The following is an 18,762-nucleotide window of genomic DNA, read 5'->3' as shown; positions in this document are numbered from 1 at the left end:
GCGAATCGAATTTATGTCAGTCTTTCTCGACAAGGCGCCGCAAAGGCGCGAACCACTCGGATCGAGGGTCGGGAAGGATGGATTGGTTTTCGGGCATCGGCCGCCGCGTCTGGCTGGCCTATCAGGAAGGGCTGGAGATGACGTGTCCGGCCCATCGCGAATGTGGCACGCGGTTTGGCCAGATCGCGGCGCGCGACAGCGCTTCCGCCCTGCCCCAGCAGCGCCCAACGGAATTCAGCGCATCCTTCACGTTCGGTGCGCGGATCGAAACGCCGATGGGGCCGGGGAACGGGGGGCCGAACGATGACGGCATCACGTTCCACGACGGATCCAGCGCCCGGCACTGAAGCCCCCGCCACCGATACGCGCGGCGGCAGCGGGACCTCGGCCAGCCAGGCGGTGCGACGTGGCCGCCCCTCGGTGGCCGAAGCCGAGCAGCTTTACGGCAAGATCCTGGAAGCCAGCTGGCAAGTGCTGCTCGACACCGGGCTGGACACATTCACCTTCGATCGCGTGGCGCGCCGGGCGCACATCGGCAAGGCCACGATCTATGCCCGCTTTGCCGGCAAGCGCGAACTGATGGAAGCGCTGGTGCACCATGGCATGGCCAAGCGGCGCGCGGCGATCAGCGCGATGGGCAGCAACGCCCCCCTGGCCGATGCCTTTCGCCTGCGGGCGGTGGAAACGCTCGAATTGCTCCATTCGCCCGATGGCAAGCTGATGGAACGGCTGATCGACTGGCTCGATACCGACGCCGGCAGCCCCCAGGGCGGCTATCGCGCCATGGTCTATCGCACGGCCGTGGACACCATCCGCAGCAACTTTGAAGCGGCCCAGCAGCGCGGCGACATCGTGATCGGCGATTGCGAAAGCGCCGCCCGGTTCTGGCTGGAAGGCATCCTGGGCCACTTCAAGATGGCCAGTTCGGAAAATGGGCAGGACCGCGCCCAGCACATGCGCTGGGCCGATCGCTATGTCGGGTATTTCTTTGCCGGGGTGCGCCAGCAGGGCTCGCCGGGCGGCCCGCTAGGCTGAGTGCGCCCCGCTATTGCCGGGTTCGCTGACGGCACGCCCGCCGGGCGTGCCGTTCTGCATTTCAAGGCTGGCGCGTGGCCTTGAGCGCGAAATCGACCGTCACGTTGTCGAGCAGCGTATCAGTGCTACCCCATTCACCGGTCCCCACGCCAAACGCCGTGCGCGACAGCGTGGCCGTGCCGCGCGCATTGGCACGATCGCCATCGATGGTGAGCACGAAGGCAAGCGGCACGGGACGGATCTTGCCACCCAGCGACAGCGTGCCTTCAGCCACATAGTGGCCCGGCGATTGAGCGCGGAAGCGCGAGGCGGTGTAGATCGCCTGCGGATGGGCGGCGGCACCAAAGAAGTTGTCGCCCTTGAGCATATCGTCGCGCTGGGCATCGCCCGAAGCGACCGAGGCAAGGTCGATCGTGGCGCGCAGGCTGGAATGCGCAAGGTCATCGGGCGAGAAGCGGATGCGCGCGTCCCAGCGGCCAAAGCTGCCGTTGATGGCGTCACCCGAATACGTCGCGTGGAAACCCAGCCGCCCGCCTGGTGCCAGTTGCCAGGCGACGGCCCCCTGCGCCGCCGCGGCAGCACCGGAGGCATCGGCCGCCGGGGCCGCGCTGGCGGCTTCTTGCGGGGCGGCACTGGCCAGATCGGCCGCCTCGGCGGAAGGATCATCGCTCGGCTCGGCCGAAGCCGGCGCGGCTGGCGCCGGCGCGCTTGCGCCGAATGGCCAGACCTTGGCCAGGGCCATGGCCCCGACCGACCCCGCCAGCGCGACCACGGCGCCAATGGTCAAGCCCCGCCGCGTGGCCGCCGGGATCATCCGCGCCAGCAGGTCATCGCCCATGAAATGATGGCGCAGCGCACCGGCCACGTGCAGCAGGAACAGCGTGATCGTGACCAGCCCAAGCGCACCATGGATCGTTTCCGCCCCTTCGTGCCAGCCCTGCCCCACCGGCAGATTTGGCACCGGCAGCGTGCCGAACACCATGGTCTGCATGCGAATCTTGGACGTGGACACCATGATCCAGCCCGACAGCGGCCCGACGATCATGATCGCGTAGAGCAACACGTGCACCACCTTGACCAGCAGCTTGACCGCGGGGGTGCCTTCGGCCGGGGCCGGCCGCCGCGCGAACAGGCGCACGCCAAGGCGGGCCAGGCTGAGCGCCAGGATCAGGAAGCCGACCGACTTGTGGAACTGATAACCGGCGAATTGCGCGGTGCCCTTGGGCAGGTCTTCCAGCCGCCAGCCGAGCGAGACCTGGAACAGGAGCAGCGCCGCGATGGTCCAATGAAGCACGATCGCACTGAGCGCATAGCGCCGTGGCGAAAGGCCTGTGGCAAAGGTCTGGTTCATGCGGCCGAATTCTCCTGCGTCCTTGGGTGACCCAGCGTGGTTCTTATCAGGCACGGTGGGCTTTTCCTACTGTGCCGATGCGGGCCGCTGCACGGGCCGTTGGCAGCACGGCAACGATCGCATGTCATCGATCGATGGCCATCGTCGCTGCGCCGAACCCGGCTGGTCGCGTCCCGTGCGGCGTGGCAGATTGCCGGCGCGGAAAGGAGAGTGCATTTTTCATGAGCAGCAACCCCTGGAGCCACAGCCGCCGCACCGGCATCGCCGACGACGTGGACTTTGCCATTCGCGGCAATGATTTGCAGTTTGTAGAGATCGAACTCGATCCGGGCGAAAGCGCCGTGGCGGAAGCCGGCGCCTTTGTCTGGAAGGACGCCTCGATCGAGATGACCACCGTGTTCGGTGATGGCAGCGAAAACGACGGCGGCGGCTTCATGGGCAAGCTGCTGGGTGCGGGAAAGCGCCTGGTGACCGGCGCCAGCCTGTTTACCACCGTGTTCACCCACCGCGGCGTGGGCAAGGCGCGGGTGGCCTTTGCCGCGCCGGTGCCGGGCACGATCCTGCCGCTCAAGCTATCGGAACTGGGCGGCACGCTGATCTGCCAGAAGGACAGCTTCCTGGCCGCGGCGCGCGGGGTTTCGATCGGCATCGCGTTTCAGCGGCGGATCATGACCGGGCTGTTTGGCGGCGAAGGCTTCGTGATGCAGCGGCTGGACGGCGATGGCTGGGTTTTCGTCCAGATGGGTGGCACGCTGGTGGAACGCGAGCTGGCACCGGGCGAACAACTGCATGTCGATACCGGGTGCCTGGCCGCCTATACCCCTTCGGTGGAATTCAACCTGGTGAGCGCGGGCGGCGTGCGCAGCGTGCTGTTCGGCGGCGAAGGGCTGTTCTTTGCGCGGCTGACCGGCCCTGGCAAAGTCTGGATCCAGTCGCTGCCCTTTGCCCGCCTGGCCGGCCGGGTGGTGGCCGCAGCCATTCCGGGCGGCGGCAACAACCGGGGCGAAGGTTCGATCCTGGGACCGCTGGGCGATTTCATCGACGGCAATCGCTGATCGCAGCGTTGCGCTTGCGGCCCCTTCGACACGCTCAGGACAGGCCCTTCGACACGCTCAGGTCGAACGGACGTTGGCTGGGAAATTCCAGAAAACATCCGTTCGGGCTGAGCTTGTCGAAGCCCTGGGCCCAGCGCAGTTTCAGAACTGCGTCCGCACCGTCAGGCCATAAGTGCGCGGATCGCCCACCTGGCCCACGATCAGGCCGGTGTTGCCCGAGGCAACCGCCAGCTGGTCGAAATAGTGCGTGTCGAACGCGTTGCGCACCCAACCATAGATATCGAAGCGCGCATCGCGGCGCACGCCGAGGCGGAAATTGGTGAGCGCGTACCCTTCGACCCAGGTATAGGCCGAGGGCGTGGGGTTGGACGAGAAGCGCGAGCGGTAGTTGCCATCGACGCCGAGGTAGACCTGCCCTTCCCCGCCGAACGCCTGGACCGGCAGGTTGACTTCACCGCCGTAGGAGAAAGACCACTTCGAAACGCCGGGCAGGACCTGGCCGGAAATGTCGCACGAGAGCGGGCTGATGCCGGGCGTGCCGGCGGGCGCGGGCGTGCCGACCAAGTTGCCGTTGGCATCGACCGTCTGCGTGCCGCCCGAAAGCTCGGGCGGGCACGGCGCGTTCTTGAAGCGCACGTACTTGGCATCGGTATAGGCCGCGTTGGAATAGACGCTGAAGCGTTCGCTGGGACGCAGCGCGAAATCGACTTCGACGCCCTGGGTGCGGACCTTTTCGGCGTTGGCGAGATAGCCGCGCAGCGCGCCCACCGTGTAGTTCGATACCTGGGCCTGGTAGTCGTTGATATCGGTGCGGAAGGCGGCCACGTTGAACGTGCCCTTGCGGCCCCAGAACTGGGTCTTCACACCCAGTTCGAAGTGGTTGACGCGCTCGGGCTTGATCGTGGCGAACTGCAGCAGCGGGGTGCCGTCGGTGTTGGCCGGCACGCCGTTGAGGTTGATGCCGCCCGACTTGAAGCTGCGCGCATAGGTGCCGTAGACGTGGACGTCGCGCGTCGGGTCCCAGGCCAGAGTGACGTCGCCCGAAACGTTCCAGTTGCTGAAATTGGCCTTGAAATACTGCGGGGCGAGCACGGCAAGCTGCGCGCGTTCGCGGCTGCTGTTGGCGCTGGTGCCATCGGCGTTGGTTTCGAAGACCACGAGGTTGCCGTTGCCGTCGGTGACGACGGAGGAATAGACGCCATCCTTCTTGTCGTAGTTCAGGCGCACGCCCGGCTGGATCGAGAACGTATCGCTCAACTTGTAGCCGAACTTGCCGTAAATCGCAGCGCTGGTGTTCTTGAGCGTGATGTCGTTGGTGGCAGTCAGGCCGTTGAGCACGCTGGGATCGTTATAGAGCGCGGTGCTGGTGGGGTTGATCAGGAACTTGCTGGCCGCCGGACCTTGCTGCTGCACGCCGCTGGTGTGGATCTTCTGATAGAAGCCGAACGCGCCCACCGTGTAGTTGAAGCGGCCAGTTTCGCCGGTCAGGCGCAGTTCCTGGGTGTACTGGTCCTGGTGCGAGGGGTTGTTGGACTTGGTGGTGATCGGCAGGCCGAGATAGTCGCGGTCGTTCGACGGGTCCCAATCCCAATAGCGCCACGCGGTGATCGAAGTGACCGTGCCGATGCCGGTATCGATCTTGGCGCGCAGCGACACGCCGCCAACTTCGTTCTTGGCGCGCAGCAGCACGTCTTCGTCGGTCACCCGGTCGAACGGGTTGGTGCTGGGCACGGCATAGTTCTGCGCGGCGGCCAGGGCCGCGTATTGCCGGGTCAGCGGACGCTGCGTCGCGCCGGTGCGCACATAGATCAAGGCGCAGCAATTGGGGTTCTGCTTGTTGTAGTCACCCGACAGCGTGACTTCCACGCCGCCGGTGGGACGCCACAGGAATTGCAGGCGCGCGCCCTTGTTGTCTTGCGAATTGATCCACTGGCGCTGGGCGACGTTGTAGACCGTACCGTCGCGCTGGGTGAACGAACCGGCCAGGCGCACGGCCAGGGTATCGGACAGCGGGCCCGAGACCGCGCCCTTCAACTGCACGAAGCCGAGGTTGCCGGCCGATGCTTCAAGCCGGGCTTCGGGATCGAACGTGGGCGCGCGGGTGGTGATGTTGAGCGCGCCGGCGGTGGTGTTCTTGCCGAACAGGGTGCCCTGCGGCCCACGCAGCACTTCGATGCGGCTGACATCGAGGAAGTCGAACGTGGACGATGCCGCGCGGGCATAGAACACGTCGTCGATGTAGATGCCCACGCCCTGCTCGATGCCGTCGTTGGTGAGGCCGAGCGGGGCGCCCAGGCCACGGATGTTGACCGAGGTGTTGCGCGGGTTGGACGAATAGAACTGCAGCGTGGGCGTGAGTTGCGTGAGGCGCCCCACGTTGAACGCGCCGGTGTTCTCGATATGCGCGCCGCCCACCACGGTGACGGCCAGCGGCACGGTCTGCACCGTTTCGGCGCGACGGCGGGCGGTGACGACGATGCTGTCATCAACCGGCTGCGTCGCTGCGTCAGCGGTGGAGGCGGCTTCGGCAGCCGGTGCATCGGCAGCGGCGTGGGCCGGAGCGGCCAGGGCGAGCGCGAGGCCGGCAGAGGCCACCGACGCGGCGAGATTGGCGCGAACAAGCATGGTCAGTCCCTTTCGACATGCCTTGCCACGCGCGCGGAGGGGTTCCGTGGCGGCGGCCGGCATGGTTTTTTGTGGTATTGCCATGGCCGGCGGCCCTCCCCAGAGCCGTGGTGCCGCCATGGATCAGGCGTGAAGCGGTATGGTCAGTTGTTCTTGAAGCGACGCTTTTCGGTCACGTCGATCTGCACGACGCGGCCTTCGTGAACGGTGAGGCCGACATGGCCATAGCGCAGCCCGGCCAGCGCCTCGCGCACGCTGTCGAGCGACTGCTCGATCAGGCGCGCGCTTTCCGGATCGTGGCTGGCCGGATCGTGGGCGGGCGTGGTGGACATCGGCTCTCTCTTCAAAACTCGTGGATGACCGGGCGTCTGTGTCCCGGACGAGCCCTTCTTATACTCAACTTTTCAGATAGACATTAAACGAGTTGTTGCGGGCCAGAAAGCGAAACTTTCCCTGCGATGAACGGCGCCGCGCGCGCCCGCCGGAATCCCACCACAGAGGCCAAGCCATTGCCGAAAAACGATATTGGAAAGAGTCCGCAGCGGGCTTGGGCATGCGCGGCCAGCCCGCTGCGGATCGGCCGGGAATGCGCGACGTGGAACACGACTCACCAGGGCCAGGCTGCAATCTAGCGTCACTGTGCCCGCTGGCGAGAACCCAGGCGCTGAAACGCGCGCGATTCTCGACAAAACGAGTAGAGATTAACGCGGGGCATTCAGCCGGCCGCGAACCTTTCCTGACAGCGGCGCTTTGGGCTTGCCATGGCGCCCCCGCCCGGTGCTAGGGTGCGGATAGTCATACAAGAGTAGCAAAGCGGAACGATGGCGCGCGGCACCGCAACACCAGCAAGCAGGACAGCAATCGTGGCAGAATCAAGCGCAGTGCCGATCGGCGCACTGCCGATGCAGGCGCTCTCGCCACTGGCCGAAGGCCCCCCGCCCATGCGCTATTTCAACCGCGAACTCAGTTGGCTGATGTTCAACCGCCGGGTCCTGGCCGAAGCGCAGAACACCAACTATCCGCTGTTGGAGCGGATGCGGTTCCTGTCGATTTCGGGCAGCAACCTGGACGAATTCATGATGGTGCGCGTGGCGGGCCTGGCCGGCCAGGTGCGGCGCGGCATCGACGAGGTTTCGATCGACGGGTTCACGCCCGCGCAGCAGTTGCAGAACATCCACGGCGCGGTGGAAGACCTGGTGAGCGCGCAGCACGTGGTGCTGGGCGAGTTGTCGAGCCTGCTCGCCGAAAACGGCATTCACCTGGTGGGCGACAAGCCCCTGCCGCGCGGCGAGGCGGAATGGCTGGCACGCTATTTCCGCGAACATGTGATGCCGGTGCTCACCCCCCAGGCGATCGACCCGGCGCACCCCTTCCCGTTCATTGCCAACCAGGGCACGGGCATCCTGTTCTCGATGGTGCGGGTGGCCGACAACGACCCCGTGACCGAGATGATCCTGATCCCGCCGGCCCTGCCGCGCTTCGTGCGGCTGCCCGATGACGGCGGCTGGATCAGCATCGAGGAACTGGTGCGCCGCAACGCCGCCACGGTGTTTCCCGGCTTCCGCATCCAGGGTTCGGGCACGTTCCGCGTGCTGCGCGACAGCGACATGGAAATCGAGGAAGACGCCGAAGACCTGGTCCGCTATTTCCGCACCGCCATCCAGCGGCGCCGGCGTGGCAAAGTGATCATGCTGCAACTGCAGGAGGACTTTGATCCTGCGGCCGAGCAATTGCTGCGCGACAAGCTGCGGCTCGACTATGCCCTGGTGGTCAAATCGCCGGGTCTGCTGGCGATGAACGGCCTTTCGCAGATCGTCGACATGCCGCGCCCGGAATTGAAATTCGAGCCGTATAACCCGCGCTATCCCGAACGCGTGCTGGAGCACGACGGCGATTGCTTTGCCGCGATCCGCGAAAAGGACCTGGTAATCCACCACCCGTTCGAGAGCTTCGACGTGGTGGTCGATTTCCTGCGCCAGGCGGCGAGCGACCCTGACGTGGTGGCGATCAAGCAGACGCTCTATCGCGCCGGCAAGCAATCGGCAGTAATCGCCGCGCTGATCGCCGCGGCCGAAGAGGGCAAGTCCGTCACCGCCGTGGTGGAACTGAAAGCGCGGTTCGACGAAGAGCAGAACCTGCACTGGGCCAGCCAGCTGGAACGCGCCGGCGTCCAGGTGATCTATGGCTTCGTCGATTGGAAAACCCACGCCAAGGTTTCCATGGTGGTGCGGCGCGAGGGCGATGGCTATCGCACCTATTGCCACTTCGGCACGGGCAATTACCACCCGGTGACGGCGCGCATCTATACCGACTTGTCGTTCTTCACCGCCGATCCCAAGGCGGGGCGCGATGCCGGGCAGTTGTTCAATTTCATCACCGGCTATGTGGAGCCCAAGAACACCGAGTTCCTTTCGATCTCGCCCATTGGCCTTCGCCGCACGCTGTATGAGTGCATCGAACGCGAGATCGGCTTTGCCCGCGCAGGCAGGCCGGCAGCCATCTGGGCCAAGCTCAATTCGCTGACCGACAGCCGCCTGATCGACCGGCTCTATGCCGCCGCGCAGGAAGGCGTGGACATTGCCCTCGTGGTGCGCGGCATCTGCTGCCTGCGGCCGGGCGTGCCGGGGCTGTCTGACCGGATCACGGTGAAATCGATCATCGGCCGGTTCCTGGAACACAGCCGCATCTGGGCCTTCGGCAATGGCGCGGCCCTGCCCAACCGGCGGGCGCGGGTGTTCATCTCCTCCGCCGACGGGATGAGCCGCAACCTGGACCGGCGCGTGGAAGTGCTGGTGCCGATCCGCAACAAGACCGTGCACGACCAGATCCTGGACCAGGTGATGCTGGCGAACCTGATCGATACCGAGCAAAGCTGGACTTTGAGCGCCGATGGCGACTATCAGCGGGTTTCGTGCCGATCAGACGCTGGCGAGAAACCGTTCAATGTGCACCGCTATTTCATGACGAACCCTTCGCTTTCGGGCCGTGGCGCGGCCCTGACCAAGGGGCGCCGCGTGCCCAAGCTGGCGCTGCGGCGCGGCGGCGCGACGGTGGATTGACACGTTCGATGGCATTCGGACTGTCCCGGGGCAAGGACGCGCAAGCCCGCGCGATTATCGATATTGGCTCCAACACCGTGCGCCTGGTCATCTATGGCCAGCCGCTGCGCGCGCCCAAAGTGCTGCACAACGAGAAAGTGACCGCACGCCTGGGCAAGGGCGTGGCCGACAGCGGCAATCTTTCGCCCAAGGCCATGGCCCTCGCCCTCGCCTCGCTCGCCCGGTTCAAGGCGATCCTGGCGCTGCAGGGCGTGACGCAGGTTGACGTGGTGGCCACCGCCGCCAGCCGCGACGCGGGCAATGGCGCGGCGTTTCTCGATGCCATAGCCAAGCTGGGGCTGACCCCGCGCCTGCTGACCGGCGAGGAAGAAGCGATCACCAGCGCGCATGGCGTGATGGGCGCGTTTCCCGGCGCCAAGGGCGTGGTGGGCGATCTGGGCGGCGGCAGCCTGGAACTGGTGGACGTGGACGGCGAGCGCTGCACCCATGGGGTGAGCCTGCCGCTGGGCACGCTGCGCCTGCCGGGCCTGCGCGCCGAAGGACAGCGCGCGTTCGGGCAGAAAATCCGCAAGGCGCTGGCCAAGGCGGAATGGAAAGCCACGCCAGGGCAGACGCTCTATCTGGTGGGCGGCTCGCTGCGCGCCTTTGCCCGCCATGTGATGGTGGAAACCCGCTTCCCGATCGACGATCCGCACGGCTACGTTGCCGATCCGGCGGTGGCGCTCAAGCTGGCCAAGGCCATGGCACGGCGCAAGGGTGACGCCGTGGCGCCGATCGCCGGGGTTTCCGGCGGGCGCCTCGCCAGCCTGCCCGATACCGCCGCGCTGCTCGCCGTGCTGATCACCCGGCTTCAGCCCGAACGGCTGGTGTTTTCCGCCTGGGGCCTGCGCGAAGGCGTGCTGTGGGAAGCCATGCCGCAATCGGTGCGCGGGCAAGACCCGCTGGTGGCCGGCGCCTCTGCCTTTGCACAGGAACACGGCATTGCCGCCAATTCCGCCAGCATGGTGGCCGGCTGGACCGCCGGCATTGCCCCCACCGACGGGCCGGACCGGCGCGAGCGCCTGCGCCTGGCCGCCACGATGCTGTGCATGGCCTCGGCCACGGTGGAGCCCAACTTGCGCGGCGACCTGGCACACGAATGGGGCCTGCGCAAACGCTGGATCGGCGCCACCGCGCGCGACCGCGCGATGCTCGCCGCCGCGATGATCGCCAACACCGGCAAGCTGACCCTGCCGCCCGACCTGCCCCTCCTCGCCTCCTCCGCCGCCCTGCGCCAGGCCCAGGCCTGGGGCCTTGCCGCCCGCCTGTGCCGCCGCTTCACCGTCGGCGCTGCCTCCGCCCTCAACGGCAGCACCCTGCGCCGCGAAGGCGACGCTCTGGTGATGGAAGTGGAAGACCGCCACGCCGTGCTGATCAACGACAGCGTGGGCCGGGATTTGAAGGCGCTCGCAGCGCATCTGGGGCTTAAGGGGGCGATCAGGGAGCGGTGACGCTGGCCACTTGAACGGGCCGCCCCTATGCGTTATAACGTCCGTATGAACGCCAGTCTGAAAATCACCAAGATCGGCAATTCCGCCGGTGTCGTCCTGCCCAAGGAACTGCTGGCCAAGCTGCGCGCTGGGGTGGGCGACACGCTCTACGTGTCCGAAACGCCGGACGGCATCCGCATCACCGCCACCGATCCCTCGTTCGAGGCCAAGATGGCGCTGGCCGAACAGATCATGCGCGAGGACAGGGACATCCTGCGCGTGCTGGCCAAATAACATGGCCCAAAGCGCCGAGCCGGTGTGGATCGAAACCGAACTGGCCCTGGCGATCCATGACCGCCAACTGGCCGAACATGGTGGCCCCATGGGCCTGCGCGATGCAGCAGGTTTGGAGTCCGCCCTCGCCCGCGCGCGCAACCAGTGGAGCTATGGCGAAACCGACCTTTGCCAGTTGGCAGCCGCCTATGCTTATGGTCTGGCGCGCAACCACCCGTTTACCGATGGCAACAAACGCACGGCTTGGGTGCTGGCGCGCCTGTTTCTCGCGCTGAATGATGTGCGGATCGTGTTTGCGCCGGAAGACGCTATCCGTGCCATGCTGGCGTTGGCGGCGGGGACTCTGGATGAAGCGGAATTGGCGGATTGGTTTCGGGAGCGGCTATCGGCCAATACCGAGTCGCGAGCATGATCGAGAGCGCATTGCGGCTCGCCAAATGCGGGATTTTTCGCACCTGGGAAGGGGATACCTGCAAACAGTGCGACATTACGTTCTCTAATGTCCATGGCGAATGGGCGACGCAATAGCCGATGCGCTAAGGGCAGGCATAAATAGGTATACGGTGGCGAATGACGAGCACGAGCCATTCATATATATGTCGCAAGATCGGCATGATATTTGCTGTTGTTCATGCCATTTTATTTTCAATAATCTTGTTAAATGACGGCGTTACTCAGGAAGCTAAAGCACAACTTTTCTACATGCCATTCTTGATCGGCGATTTTCCGATCATTTTATTTTAAAGCATTCCAGCAGAAATTATTGGCGATTACCTGCGATTCGCAGACAATCCCATATTGGTGAATATTTTCTACTCTCCTTCCATTATTGATTGCATGTTATGGACAATATGGTGGTATTTTGTCCCGAAATTCTTTCTTCCAAAGCGTCTCGGTGGAATCTGGGGTTCTAAAGCGGCGAAGTAATGCTCCCGGTCTCAACCCAACCCGAATTCCGGGGACAGCATACTTAATTACCATGCCCCATAGGTGGGAGGTCGGCCATTTTTTTGTGCCGTTGCCGGACCTTCCCTCGCGCGCTGCGCACATGCCCTCCCCTAACCCCTCCCGCAGGCGGGAGGGGAATTTTGGGTTGTTCTTTTCGGCTCCCCTCCCGCTTGCGGGAGGGGCTGGGGGAGGGAATGTTGGGCGCTAGTCGATCCGCAACCCACCGACCCGGCGGAACAGTTCCAGAATCAGTGGATCGCGCTCCGCACTCCTAATCGCCGCCTCAAAGCGCAACTGGCGCTTCGGCGCCGGCAGCACCGAGACCAGCGCTCCGCTCGCCAACTCGCCGCGCACCATCGTTTCGGGAAGCAGCGCGGCACCGGTGCCTTCGCGGATGATTTCGACCAGGGCGCGCACGTTGTTGCAGGTGCGGATGACCGGGGGCGTGATGCCGTGTTGGGCCAGGGACTCGCGCATGATCCCGTGGATGGGGGAGTGTTCAGGGATCGACCAGACGGGCAGCGGTTGCTTGAAGCCGCCTGCCTGCGCAGTGGCCTGGCTGGCGGCCCAGACGAGGCCGACGCTGCCCAAGCTGGTGGTGCGTACGCCGGGGCTGGCGACCGGGCCGGCGAGGAACACCATGTCGCTGGTGCCGGCGAGCAATTGCTGGAGCATGCGGGCGGTAAGGTCCACCTCGATTTCCAGGGTGACGCCGGGCAAGTCCCGCTCCACCGCCGCGACGAACGTGGCAAGGCAAGAAGCGGCGGCGATTTCTCCGGTGCCCAGGCGCACGATGCCGGTGGCGCCGGCAAAGTCGCTCGCCTTGAACAGCGCGCGTTCGAAGCCGGCCCAGAGCGGCTCGAAATCGGCGACCAAGGCCCGCCCCCGCGCGGTGAGCACCATGTTGCGCCCTTCGCGGCGGAACAGGTCCACGCCCAGTTGCTCCTCGATCTCTTTCACGCGGGCGGAAATGGCGGGCTGCGTGGTGTTGAGCCGCTCGGCCGCGGCGCGGAACGTGCCCAGGCGGGCAATCCACAGCAGGGTTTCTAGATGATAGATGGCCAAGCGCTTCATGGACGCCAATGTAACATATCCGCCTCTTATCATAAAAGATAAGAACGTATCGCTGGTTTCGATGGATCGTTTTGGCTATTCCCTTCCGATCAATGGAGAGGTGCCGATGGCCAACAAGATCTATCCCTCTGCCACAGCCGCGCTGGACGGGCTGCTGCGCGATGACCTGCTGATCGCCTGCGGGGGCTTTGGCCTTTGCGGCATTCCTGAGCGGCTGATCGATGCGGTGCGCGAATCCGGCGTGACGGGGCTGACCTTTGCCAGCAACAACGCGGGGATCGACAACGAGGGCATCGGCAAGCTGCTGCGCACGCGCCAGGTGAAGAAGATGATCTCGTCCTATGTGGGCGAGAACAAGGAATTCGAGCGCCAGTACCTTTCGGGCGAGCTGGAAGTGGAATTCTGTCCCCAGGGCACGCTGGCCGAGCGCATGCGCGCCGGGGGTGCTGGCATTCCCGGCTTCTACACCAAGACGGGCGTGGGCACGCTGGTGGCGGAAGGCAAGGAAGTGAAGACCTTCGACGGGCAGGACTATATCCTGGAACGCGGGATCTTTGCCGACCTGGCACTGGTGAAGGCATGGAAGGCCGACGAGAGCGGCAACGTGGTGTTCCGCAAGACCGCGCGCAATTTCAACGTGCCGGCCGCGACCTGCGGCAAAGTCTGCGTGGTGGAAGTGGAAGAGATCGTGCCGACCGGCAGCCTCGATCCCGATGGCATCCACCTGCCCGGCGTCTATGTCCAGCGGCTGGTGCTGGGCGCGCCTTATGACAAGAAGATCGAATTCCGCACCACCCGTGCGCGGGAGAACGCCTGATGCCCTGGACTCGTGATGAAATGGCCGCCCGCGCGGCGCGCGAACTGCAAGACGGTTTCTATGTGAACCTGGGCATCGGCATTCCCACGCTGGTGGCCAATCACATTCCCGCCGGCATGGAAGTGACGCTGCAATCGGAAAACGGGATGCTGGGCATCGGCCCCTTCCCCTTTGACGACGAAGTGGACGCCGACCTGATCAACGCCGGCAAGCAGACGATCAGCCAATTGCCGCAGACCGCCTATTTCGACAGTGCGCAAAGCTTTGCCATGATCCGCGGCGGGCACATCGACCTCACCGTGCTGGGCGCGATGGAAGTCTCGCAAGACGGCGACATCGCCAACTGGATGGTGCCAGGCAAGATGATCAAAGGCATGGGTGGCGCCATGGACCTCGTGGCCGGCGTGAAGCGCATCATCGTGGTGATGGAGCATTGCGCCAAGGACGGCAGTTCCAAGTTCATTCCCGAATGCACCCTGCCGCTGACCGGCAAGAACGTGGTGGACATGGTAATCACCGACCTTGCCGTGTTCCAGCGGCCCGACCACGACAGCCCGTTCCATCTGGTGGAACTGGCGCCGGGCGTGACCGCCGAGGACGTGGCGGCCAAGACCACGGCCCATTACGTGACCGCCTGACCGCATGCGCGCGCCGCCCGTTCATGCGGGCGGCGACGCCGCTAGGATTGAATGTCCATCGGCCCTTGGCCGAACATGAAAATTTGGACATTCATCCAGCTGTCAGGCGCGCGGGCTTAGCCATCGGCGCGGGGACCAGTGCTGAATATCGGGATTGGTCATGGTCTGGAACGTCAACATCCCCCGCTTCCGCAGAGCGATCCGCCCCCGCAGGGCCGCAGTGTGCCTTGCCTGGTCCACCCTGCTATCGATTCCGCTGTGGATGGCCACGCTGGCCGTGGTCAAAATGGTGATCGTGCCCGAACTGCGCGCGGTGGCCATGCAATGGACCGGGCACGCCGCGCAATACGCACCGCCCGGTGGCCTCTATGCGCGGATGGACCCGCACCCGCTGCTGCGCGCCAGCCGGCATGAAGCGCGCGTGGTGACCACCGCGGTATTGCGCCACATCTGATTCATCCCTGCCCTTCAACGCGGCGCAAGCGCTCGATTTCCATTTCCACCTGGCTCATCATGCTGGTCTGCTGGCGGGCCATCTGCTCCACCGAGCCGAGCAGATCGCCAATGCGCGAGAACGAAGCGAACAGCGTGCCCAGGCTGCTGGTAATCACATCGAACCCGCTGCGCGCGTTGCCCAGCTTGGCTTCGGTTTCTGCCACGTGGCCGCCCAGGCGCGTCATCGAGCTATCGACCTGGCCCAGCGATTCCCGGCTTTGATCCAGGGTCGTACGGGTCATCTTGGCCAGGCTGCGCACTTCGTTGGCGACGATGGCAAAGGCGCGGCCGGCCTCTCCGGCCCGCGCCGCCTCGATCCCGGCGTTGAGCGAGAGCAGGTTGGTCTGCATGTTGATCTTGTCGATCACTTCGACGATCTCCCGCAGTTGCGTCATGGCCTGGGCCACGTGGCCGAATTCGTTGTCGAGCACCCCTTCCCCGTCGCTGTGCGCCAGCCCGGTCAGCCGCTGCTCAATATCGCTGCGCATCGCCTCCACATTGCGGCGCACGTCGTCGGTGCTGCTGGCGACCTGGTCCAATTCGTGCGCCAGGCGCGCAGACTTCATCACGAAATCGGTGAGGCGGCCTAGCAATTGCTGGCGCAAGCCGTTGATCAGGCGCTGCTGGTTGAGCCGCGTCTCCACGAAATAGCGCGCGAACTGGGCATAGTGGATGGTGAAGTTTTCTACGAAGGGCTCTGCCATCGGCGCTCCCGGCGTGGGTTTGAAAAACACCACGGCGGTCAATGTCTGGTTGACGTTGATGCCCAGCAGTTCGCCAAAAGTGGAAAAGCCGGCCGCCGGCACATCCCCCCACAGCCCATCGAGCGCGCCGAGCTGTGGCCCATTGCCCAGGCGGCGCAGGATGCAATCGTTGAGGAGTACGCCCACAGGATGCGGCTTGCCGCGCAGGAACGCTTCGAGATCGCGCCGCGTCTGACCGGCAAAATCGGTGGCGGCCACCAAGTGGAGTTCGTCACCAGGGTTGATATCGCAATAGAAATGCACTTCGCCAGCGGCCACATTGATGCCGGATACCGAGCGCACGAACAACTGGTCGTTCATGCGTATCGCGAAAGTGTGCCCGGCCAGGCGCCGTTCCAGATCGTGCGGCTGGCAGCCCATCATCGTGCACAGGGCATCGACCACGGGCATGATCTCCACCGAGCCGGGCTCTACCACCGAAGTGACTTTGCGCGTTTCGGCAGAGGCTTCCATGATGATCAGGCTACGACCCGTATCGACGAAGTTCTGCGTCTTGAAGATGCCGAAGGCCGCGTCCGGACGCATTTTGGCAAAGACGATCACGGCGTGGTCTTGCAGGAAGCGTTCGCCATCGAACAGCCAGGTGGCCTTGAAATCCAGCTTGCCGCCCGCCGAACCGCCGATGAATACGCAAGGAAAGCGGCCGCAGCGATAGACCGCCTCCATGAAGAAGTTTTCGCTGGCCGAAAGCCCGTCGATCAAAGTGAGCGCCAGGGTATCATCGTGGCGCACGGGAAAGGGCACGGACAGGCGCGAAAGATGCCCGGCGATTTCGCCAACCCGCTCGTCCTGCACCTTGCGCGCTACACCGGCGCGGATATCTTCATTGGCGAGCGGGACGGCGTGAATGCTGGTGGCGGCGAACAAGTCTGGCCCGAAGACTTGGACCACCACGTTGTCCCACGTGCCGTCGGCCGGGCAATAGAGTGGCCCCTGCCCATCGCCACACAATTCGCCAGCCGTGGTAACGGCTACCACCCGCGCGGGCGCGCAGAACGGGCGCAATCGCTGCACCACCGTCTGGAAATCGACGTGGGGAGAAACATAGGCCATGACCAGGCCTGCCGCCGCATCGCCAAAGCGAAAGGTTTCATGGCCGATCCCGTGCAGCATGCTGTTGCTGCGCACAACGCGCATCGATGGCTGCGCAATGGCAGCGAGGGGGTCGGGTTGCGGTTCTTCAGGCTGGGGCAGCAGGTTGAGAGCCGATGCACTGGTCCGGATGGGCTTTCCGCCATGCTGATCGCCACCGAACGCTTTGCGCAAACCAAACATCATATTCTCCGGGCATCTTCACGGCAGGTTAGACCTGTCATGGCCAACAAAGCGTTGGGCGTGCCGGTGGAAAGTGCTTAGTCGTATCGGCGTCTAGAGCACGAAATCGCCTTTCACCAAGGTGACACTGCCAGACAGAAGCAGGGCGAAATCTGCCACGCCATCGCCGTTAACATCGCCCGTGATCAGTGTGTTGCCGCCGGTAATGGCATAGCGCAGTTCGCCCGCAACGTGGTGGAACGCGGCCGTGCCGATGAAGGCAAAGGCATCGTCGGCGCTGGTCAGGGTGTTGGCGTCGATCGGCGAGAGGATGATCGTGTCGCCCTCGGCATGCTTGAAATCGGTGATCACGTCGCACGCGCCGGCGGTGGTGCCGGCAAATTCCAGCACGCGTTCGAACACGAAGCGATCGGCGCCGGCGCCGCCGGTCAGCACGTCCTGCCCCGATCCGCCACGCAAGGTATCGGCGCCGCCCATGCCGCTGATGGTATCGTTGCCGCCATTGCCGGACAGGATGTTGTCGTTGGCGTCACCGGCAAGCGTATCGTCGTGCGCTGATCCGGTGACGCGTTCCACGCCCGATATGGTGTCCTTGCCCAGCCCGGCGGCCGTGCCATCCCCGATCCCGGTGGCAAGATTGACGCTGATCCCGGCCGTGGCCCCGGCATAGGTGACCAGATCGAGCCCCGGCCCGCCGACATAGCGATCGTTGCCGAAATCGTCGCCGGCCAGGAACGTGTCGTTGCCATCGCCGCCCGAGAGGATATCGTCCCCCTTGCCGCCCGACAATTTGTCGTTGCCTCCATAGCCATAGATGCGATCGTTGCCGGCATAGCCATAGAGGCGGTTGTTCGCCTCGTTCCCCACCAGCGTGTCGTTGCCCGCGCCGCCATAGCAATCCTCGATCGTCACGTTGTAGGCGATGCCCAGGTTGTTGGACACGCTGACATTGGTGAAACTCAGGGTGGAATAGGCGCCAGGGTGAAGATCGACCCAGCAATCGAGCTTGAACTTGCGCAAGTCGATCAGGTCGTTGCCGCCCGCGTCCCAGATCGCGGCGTAGAACGGGCTGTCCGGCGAATAGACGTATTTGTTGTCGCCCGCATGATAGCTCATGTTGGCGCCGTAGATCGCCTGGATCGCGGCGATATCATAGACCATCGGCGTCTGGATGATGTAGTCGAAATCCTCTTTGGCGGCATTGTAGGCATAGACGCCATAGGGATCGTTGTAGGACATGATCGTGTAGTTGCGATAATCGTAGCCGGCCGGGATAATGTTCCCTTCCGAAGGATGCGCCAGGCCCAGGGCATGGCCGATCTCGTGCATCAGGGCAGTGAAGTTATAGGTGTTTACGGCGTAGGAATCCTTGCCATAGAGTGGGTTGATCCAGATATCGCCATGGCTGTTGGCAGTGCCATTGGCGTTGACCTTGGTATAGCCCCAGGAATCCCCGACGCGGGAGGACAGGCCCAGGCGAATATCGCCCACGGCGCCTGCGGCAGTTTCCGTCACCTGCTTGAACGTGAGATTGGCGACGTTGGCCCACTGCTGAAACGCCAGCGCCACGTTGGCGTATTCGCCAGATGGCAGCGCGCCGACCGTGGCCGCGGTCATTTCCGTGCCATAGCCGGTGGCGAATTGTGACGCCACGCCCCCGCCCCAGATGAAGCTGTACGATACCACCGTCTTCCCGCCCGACACGGTGGACCAGGCCATGCGATAGGCCGGATCTGCCTGGAGCAAGGCGTTGAAACGCGAATCCGAAGTGAGTTTGTAGGTCTTGACCGCCGATGCCTGGGTATAGGTTGCCACGCGCGCGTTCCCGATAAGCTATGGCCCGCCTTGTTAGGCGGACAGCCA

General features: G+C 64.4%; 17 protein-coding genes. 11 read left to right on the top strand and 6 right to left on the bottom strand.

Annotation, left to right across the window (positions count from 1 at the left end; translation table 11 throughout):
* Positions 1-77 precede the first annotated feature (77 nt).
* Positions 78-347, top strand: coding sequence for a hypothetical protein (locus FHW94_RS05965; RefSeq protein WP_168554775.1), 270 nt, complete (start codon positions 78-80; stop codon positions 345-347).
* Entirely contained in the window at positions 304-1,035 is a 732-nt protein-coding gene (locus FHW94_RS05960; RefSeq protein ID WP_210425459.1) for a TetR/AcrR family transcriptional regulator, read from the top strand. The genes FHW94_RS05965 and FHW94_RS05960 overlap by 44 nt, the downstream gene beginning before the upstream one ends.
* A gap of 61 nt (positions 1,036-1,096) precedes the next feature.
* On the opposite strand, the gene FHW94_RS05955 is transcribed toward FHW94_RS05960, so the two are convergent.
* Positions 1,097-2,386, bottom strand: coding sequence for a cytochrome b/b6 domain-containing protein (locus FHW94_RS05955; RefSeq protein WP_168554774.1), 1,290 nt, complete (start codon positions 2,384-2,386; stop codon positions 1,097-1,099).
* A gap of 221 nt (positions 2,387-2,607) precedes the next feature.
* On the opposite strand from FHW94_RS05955, the gene FHW94_RS05950 reads away from it, so the two are divergent.
* The gene (locus FHW94_RS05950; protein WP_168554773.1) at positions 2,608-3,441 is read left to right on the top strand and encodes an AIM24 family protein; all 834 of its coding nucleotides are present in this window, start codon (positions 2,608-2,610) and stop codon (positions 3,439-3,441) included.
* A gap of 141 nt (positions 3,442-3,582) precedes the next feature.
* On the opposite strand, the gene FHW94_RS05945 is transcribed toward FHW94_RS05950, so the two are convergent.
* Complete coding sequence (locus FHW94_RS05945; RefSeq protein WP_168554772.1) at positions 3,583-6,066, bottom strand: TonB-dependent receptor; 2,484 nt, start codon at positions 6,064-6,066, stop codon at positions 3,583-3,585.
* Positions 6,067-6,209: 143 nt separating this feature from the next.
* On the bottom strand, positions 6,210-6,398 hold the full coding sequence (locus FHW94_RS05940) for a YezD family protein (protein ID WP_168554771.1): 189 nt from the start codon (positions 6,396-6,398) through the stop codon (positions 6,210-6,212).
* 570 nt (positions 6,399-6,968) lie between these two features.
* On the opposite strand from FHW94_RS05940, the gene FHW94_RS05935 reads away from it, so the two are divergent.
* The 4 genes from FHW94_RS05935 to FHW94_RS05920 are packed head-to-tail and all read left to right on the top strand — an operon-like array spanning position 6,969 to position 11,300.
* Positions 6,969-9,125, top strand: coding sequence for an RNA degradosome polyphosphate kinase (locus tag FHW94_RS05935; RefSeq protein WP_179506453.1), 2,157 nt, complete (start codon positions 6,969-6,971; stop codon positions 9,123-9,125).
* An 8-nt stretch (positions 9,126-9,133) separates the two neighbouring features.
* On the top strand, positions 9,134-10,615 hold the full coding sequence (locus FHW94_RS05930; RefSeq protein WP_168554769.1) for an exopolyphosphatase: 1,482 nt from the start codon (positions 9,134-9,136) through the stop codon (positions 10,613-10,615).
* A gap of 45 nt (positions 10,616-10,660) precedes the next feature.
* Positions 10,661-10,888 (top strand): AbrB/MazE/SpoVT family DNA-binding domain-containing protein, encoded by a 228-nt coding sequence (locus FHW94_RS05925; RefSeq protein ID WP_168555500.1) that lies wholly within the window; start codon positions 10,661-10,663, stop codon positions 10,886-10,888.
* A gap of 1 nt (position 10,889) precedes the next feature.
* Positions 10,890-11,300 carry a type II toxin-antitoxin system death-on-curing family toxin gene (locus FHW94_RS05920; RefSeq protein ID WP_168554768.1) on the top strand — a complete coding sequence of 137 codons (411 nt, stop codon included), beginning with the start codon at positions 10,890-10,892 and terminating at the stop codon, positions 11,298-11,300.
* 740 nt (positions 11,301-12,040) lie between these two features.
* Here the strand turns inward: FHW94_RS05920 and FHW94_RS05915 are convergent.
* Positions 12,041-12,910, bottom strand: a complete 870-nt coding sequence (locus FHW94_RS05915; protein WP_168554767.1) for a LysR family transcriptional regulator — start codon at positions 12,908-12,910, stop codon at positions 12,041-12,043.
* A 106-nt stretch (positions 12,911-13,016) separates the two neighbouring features.
* On the opposite strand from FHW94_RS05915, the gene FHW94_RS05910 reads away from it, so the two are divergent.
* The 3 genes from FHW94_RS05910 to FHW94_RS05900 all read left to right on the top strand — a co-directional run bounded on the left by FHW94_RS05910 (position 13,017) and on the right by FHW94_RS05900 (position 14,819).
* Positions 13,017-13,727, top strand: a complete 711-nt coding sequence (locus tag FHW94_RS05910; RefSeq protein ID WP_168554766.1) for a CoA transferase subunit A — start codon at positions 13,017-13,019, stop codon at positions 13,725-13,727.
* Positions 13,727-14,365 carry a CoA transferase subunit B gene (locus FHW94_RS05905; protein WP_168554765.1) on the top strand — a complete coding sequence of 213 codons (639 nt, stop codon included), beginning with the start codon at positions 13,727-13,729 and terminating at the stop codon, positions 14,363-14,365. Before FHW94_RS05910 ends, FHW94_RS05905 begins: the two co-directional genes overlap by 1 nt.
* 160 nt (positions 14,366-14,525) lie before the next feature.
* On the top strand, positions 14,526-14,819 hold the full coding sequence (locus FHW94_RS05900) for a hypothetical protein (RefSeq protein ID WP_168554764.1): 294 nt from the start codon (positions 14,526-14,528) through the stop codon (positions 14,817-14,819).
* Between the two features lies 1 nt (position 14,820).
* Here FHW94_RS05900 and FHW94_RS05895 read toward each other — a convergent pair whose 3' ends face one another.
* Complete coding sequence (locus tag FHW94_RS05895) at positions 14,821-16,737, bottom strand: FIST N-terminal domain-containing protein (RefSeq protein WP_168554763.1); 1,917 nt, start codon at positions 16,735-16,737, stop codon at positions 14,821-14,823.
* On the opposite strand from FHW94_RS05895, the gene FHW94_RS05890 reads away from it, so the two are divergent.
* The gene (locus tag FHW94_RS05890) at positions 16,717-16,980 is read left to right on the top strand and encodes a hypothetical protein (RefSeq protein ID WP_168554762.1); all 264 of its coding nucleotides are present in this window, start codon (positions 16,717-16,719) and stop codon (positions 16,978-16,980) included. The two genes, FHW94_RS05895 and FHW94_RS05890, sit on opposite strands and share 21 nt — an antisense overlap.
* A gap of 12 nt (positions 16,981-16,992) precedes the next feature.
* Here FHW94_RS05890 and FHW94_RS05885 read toward each other — a convergent pair whose 3' ends face one another.
* The gene (locus tag FHW94_RS05885; protein ID WP_168554761.1) at positions 16,993-18,714 is read right to left on the bottom strand and encodes a M10 family metallopeptidase; all 1,722 of its coding nucleotides are present in this window, start codon (positions 18,712-18,714) and stop codon (positions 16,993-16,995) included.
* Positions 18,715-18,762 lie beyond the last annotated feature (48 nt).

Origin of the sequence: Novosphingobium sp. SG720 (assembly GCF_012275365.1) — a bacterium.
Classification (GTDB): Bacteria; Pseudomonadota; Alphaproteobacteria; order Sphingomonadales; family Sphingomonadaceae; genus Novosphingobium; species Novosphingobium rhizosphaerae.
Note: the sequence above shows the minus strand (reverse complement) of the source record. Positions and strands in the feature narration are given on the sequence as shown.

Bases quoted from the DNA above. Each gene is read 5' to 3' on its own strand.
- FHW94_RS05890 (WP_168554762.1), top strand. From the start codon at position 16,717: ATGGCCGATCCCGTGCAGCATGCTGTTGCTGCGCACAACGCGCATCGA.
- FHW94_RS05950 (WP_168554773.1), top strand. From the start codon at position 2,608: ATGAGCAGCAACCCCTGGAGCCACAGCCGCCGCACCGGCATCGCCGAC.
- FHW94_RS05920 (WP_168554768.1), top strand. From the start codon at position 10,890: ATGGCCCAAAGCGCCGAGCCGGTGTGGATCGAAACCGAACTGGCCCTG.
- FHW94_RS05965 (WP_168554775.1), top strand. From the start codon at position 78: ATGGATTGGTTTTCGGGCATCGGCCGCCGCGTCTGGCTGGCCTATCAG.
- FHW94_RS05910 (WP_168554766.1), top strand. From the start codon at position 13,017: ATGGCCAACAAGATCTATCCCTCTGCCACAGCCGCGCTGGACGGGCTG.
- FHW94_RS05935 (WP_179506453.1), top strand. From the start codon at position 6,969: ATGCAGGCGCTCTCGCCACTGGCCGAAGGCCCCCCGCCCATGCGCTAT.
- FHW94_RS05940 (WP_168554771.1), bottom strand. From the start codon at position 6,398: ATGTCCACCACGCCCGCCCACGATCCGGCCAGCCACGATCCGGAAAGC.
- FHW94_RS05945 (WP_168554772.1), bottom strand. From the start codon at position 6,066: ATGCTTGTTCGCGCCAATCTCGCCGCGTCGGTGGCCTCTGCCGGCCTC.
- FHW94_RS05905 (WP_168554765.1), top strand. From the start codon at position 13,727: ATGCCCTGGACTCGTGATGAAATGGCCGCCCGCGCGGCGCGCGAACTG.
- FHW94_RS05925 (WP_168555500.1), top strand. From the start codon at position 10,661: ATGAACGCCAGTCTGAAAATCACCAAGATCGGCAATTCCGCCGGTGTC.
- FHW94_RS05930 (WP_168554769.1), top strand. From the start codon at position 9,134: ATGGCATTCGGACTGTCCCGGGGCAAGGACGCGCAAGCCCGCGCGATT.
- FHW94_RS05895 (WP_168554763.1), bottom strand. From the start codon at position 16,737: ATGCTGCACGGGATCGGCCATGAAACCTTTCGCTTTGGCGATGCGGCG.
- FHW94_RS05960 (WP_210425459.1), top strand. From the start codon at position 304: ATGACGGCATCACGTTCCACGACGGATCCAGCGCCCGGCACTGAAGCC.
- FHW94_RS05915 (WP_168554767.1), bottom strand. From the start codon at position 12,910: ATGAAGCGCTTGGCCATCTATCATCTAGAAACCCTGCTGTGGATTGCC.
- FHW94_RS05900 (WP_168554764.1), top strand. From the start codon at position 14,526: ATGGTCTGGAACGTCAACATCCCCCGCTTCCGCAGAGCGATCCGCCCC.
- FHW94_RS05955 (WP_168554774.1), bottom strand. From the start codon at position 2,386: ATGAACCAGACCTTTGCCACAGGCCTTTCGCCACGGCGCTATGCGCTC.